Source organism: Micromonospora sp. NPDC048843 (assembly GCF_040649965.1).
Lineage (GTDB): Bacteria > Actinomycetota > Actinomycetes > Mycobacteriales > Micromonosporaceae > Micromonospora > Micromonospora hortensis.
Genome location: NZ_JBEZGJ010000339.1, coordinates 1 through 3,198, shown reverse-complemented (window position 1 = coordinate 3,198; position 3,198 = coordinate 1). Strand labels below are relative to the sequence as shown.

Annotated in this window: 2 protein-coding genes; both read left to right on the top strand. The window is 70.2% G+C overall.

Translation table 11 applies throughout. The annotated features are described in order from the left end of the window. Positions 1-132: 132 nt before the first annotated feature. Positions 133-624, top strand: a complete 492-nt coding sequence (locus AB0C20_RS35800; protein WP_357190306.1) for a Rieske (2Fe-2S) protein — start codon at positions 133-135, stop codon at positions 622-624. 188 nt (positions 625-812) lie between these two features. Beyond that, positions 813-2,801 (top strand): excinuclease ABC subunit UvrC, encoded by a 1,989-nt coding sequence (gene uvrC, locus AB0C20_RS35795; protein ID WP_357569679.1) that lies wholly within the window; start codon positions 813-815, stop codon positions 2,799-2,801. Positions 2,802-3,198 lie beyond the last annotated feature (397 nt).

Sequence of the window (3,198 nt, the reverse complement as noted above, 5' to 3'; positions counted from 1 at the left end):
GGGCGGGTCGTCGACCGACCCCGCCTCATTTGCCGGGTCGGACGAGTCCCGCGATGAACCATCCGGCACAGTTGCCCGTGTGGAGAAGTGTGGCCGGTTATCGACCGGCAGCGGGCTAGAGAGAGGCGAGGCATGAGTGACGATCAGGCGCTGACCGGTCCGAGTGCGCAGACACGTCGTACCCTGCTCACCGGCGTTGGGGCGGTCGGCGCGGCCGTCGTGCTGGCTGCCTGTGGCAGCGACGACGGTGGCAACGGCAGCGGCAGTGACGCACCCACCAGTGGTGGCCCCGCCGTACCCAGCACCGGTGACGCCGGCGGCGGCGACCGGCAGAATGCCCAGTCGTTGGCCACCACCGCCGACATCCCGGTCGGAGGCGGCAAGGTCCTCGCCGCCGAAGGTGTGGTCATCACCCAGCCCGCAGCGGGCCAGTTCAAGGGCTTCAGCCCGATCTGTACGCACCAGAACTGCCCGGTGACGAACGTCGACGGCGGCACCATCAACTGCACCTGTCACGGCAGCAAGTTCTCGATCGAGGACGGCTCGGTGAAGGCCGGCCCGGCCACCAAGCCGCTGCCGCCCAAGGACATCAAGGTCACCGGCGACCAGATCTCGCTGGCCTGATCCGACGCGGTGCCGGGCGGGCTGGCCCGACCGCACGCTGACCGACCGGTCGGCGGCCCGGCGTCGCAGGGTCGACTCGCGTTTCGGCAAGTCGGGGTGTCAGCGGTGTGCCGACGCCCCGACTGCCGGGACGGCGAGTGGATCACGCCTGCGGTGGGCTGTCGGTGCTGCGGACTAGGCTTGTTGGTGTGGCTGACCCCTCGACCTACCGCCCCGCACCCGGCACCATCCCGGAGCTACCGGGGGTCTACCGCTTTCGCGACGGCACCGGCCGGGTGATCTACGTCGGCAAGGCGCGAAATCTACGCAGTCGGCTCAACTCCTACTTCGGCGACGTCTGGAACCTGCACGAGCGCACCCGGCAGATGGTCACCACCGCCGAGTCGGTGGACTGGATCACCGTGGGCACCGAGGTCGAGGCGCTCCAGCAGGAGTTCACCTGGATCAAGCAGTACGACCCGCGGTTCAACGTCCGCTACCGCGACGACAAGTCGTACCCCTATCTCGCTGTCACCCTCGACGAGGAGTACCCCCGGCTGCAGGTGATGCGCGGCGCCAAGCGCAAGGGCGTGCGCTACTTCGGTCCCTACTCGCATGCCTGGGCCATCCGGGAAACCCTCGACCTGCTGCTGCGGGTCTTCCCCGCGCGGACGTGCTCCGCCGGGGTGTTCAAACGGGCCGGCCAGGTCGGTCGTCCCTGCCTACTCGGCTACATCGGCAAGTGCTCGGCGCCGTGCGTCGGCACCGTCTCCGCCGACGAACACCGGGCCATCGTCGACGGGTTCTGCGACTTCATGGCCGGGCGCACCGACACCATGGTCCGCAAGATCGAACGTGAGATGACCGACGCGAGCGAGCAACTGGAGTTCGAGCGGGCCGCCCGGCTGCGCGACGACGTGGCCGCGCTGCGCCGGGCCATGGAGAAGCAGACAGTGGTGCTCGGCGACGGCACCGACGCCGACGTGGTCGCGTTCGCCGACGACCCGCTCGAGGCGGCCGTGCAGGTCTTCCACGTCCGCGACGGCCGGGTCCGTGGCCAGCGTGGTTGGGTGGTCGAGAAGACCGAGGACCTGACCACCGGGGACCTGGTGCACCACTTCTGCACCCAGGTGTACGGCGGCGAGCACGGCGAGGCCGACGTGCCTCGGGAACTGCTGGTCCCCGAGCTGCCCGCAGACGCCGACGCGCTGGCCGAGTGGCTCTCCAACCACCGCGGCAGTCGGGTGTCGCTGCGGGTGCCGCAGCGCGGCGACAAACGCTCACTGATGGAGACGGTGGAGCGCAACGCCAAGGACGCCCTGGCCCGGCACAAGCTCAAGCGCTCCGGTGACCTGACCACCAGGGGCAAGGCACTGGACGAGATCAGCGAGGCGCTCGGCATGAGCACCTCGCCGCTGCGCATCGAGTGTTTCGACATCTCCCAGATCCAGGGCACCGACGTGGTCGCCAGCATGGTGGTCTTCGAGGACGGGTTGCCCCGCAAGAGCGAGTACCGGCGGTTCATCGTCCGGGGCGCCACCGACGACCTCTCCGCGATGTCCGAGGTGCTCCGTCGCCGCTTCGCCCGCTACCTGGACGCCAGGGCCGAGACGGGCGAGGTGGGCGTGGAGTCGGCCGACGACTCGGCCGCCCCCCAGGACGCGGTCGAGCCCCAGGTCGGCGTCCTGATCGACCCGACCACCGGCCGGCCCCGGAAATTCGCGTACCCGCCGCAGTTGGTGGTCGTCGACGGCGGCGCCCCCCAGGTCGCGGCCGCCGCGCAGGCCCTCGCCGACCTGGGCATCGACGACGTGGCCCTGTGCGGGCTGGCCAAGCGGCTGGAGGAGGTGTGGCTCCCGGACGACGAGTTCCCAGTCATCCTCCCGCGCACCTCCGAGGGGCTCTACCTGCTGCAACGGGTGCGTGACGAGGCCCACCGGTTCGCCATCACCTTCCACCGGCAGCGCCGCTCCAAGCGGATGACCGAGTCGGCGCTGGATCACGTACCCGGCCTGGGCGAAGTGCGTCGCAAGGCGCTGCTGCGGCACTTCGGCTCGCTCAAGCGACTCTCGGCCGCGACGGTCGAAGAGATCATCGAGGTGCCGGGGGTGGGGCGGCGCACCGCCGAGGCGATCCTGGCCGCCCTGGACAATGACACGAAGGCCGGCGACGGCGCCGAGGCGAAGCCCAGCACCTGAGCGCGGCTCGCGCTCGTCCTCGTCGGGTGGTCGCGACCCCGCATGATCGTGCCCGATCCTTGTTGTAGTGGCCTCGTTGGCATGGGGAAGGCACTGTTTCCTGGATCGAGCGCGATCTTGGGCTGGGTTCGCCCGGCGTTTCTACCCCCTCCGGAAGTGGGCCTGCCCGCGTGGCGCTCCGCACCGGGGCGTGTCCAGATCTGCGCACTATCGGTGAAACTGCTGCCTCACGGCGTGCCGAGGCAGCAGTTTCACCGAAGTTGCGCGGATCTTGGGGGCGGGGCGGGGCGGGGTGGGCGGTTTGTCGGGTCTGACGTCGGGTGTCGGGTGGTCGGGGCCACCCCGGCGGCGGAATCGTGGGCCGGGCGGGGTCGTTATACCTGGCAGACCACCGCAA

Excerpts from the sequence above, each read along its gene's own strand:
- AB0C20_RS35800 (WP_357190306.1), top strand. The coding sequence starts at position 133 with ATGAGTGACGATCAGGCGCTGACCGGTCCGAGTGCGCAGACACGTCGT.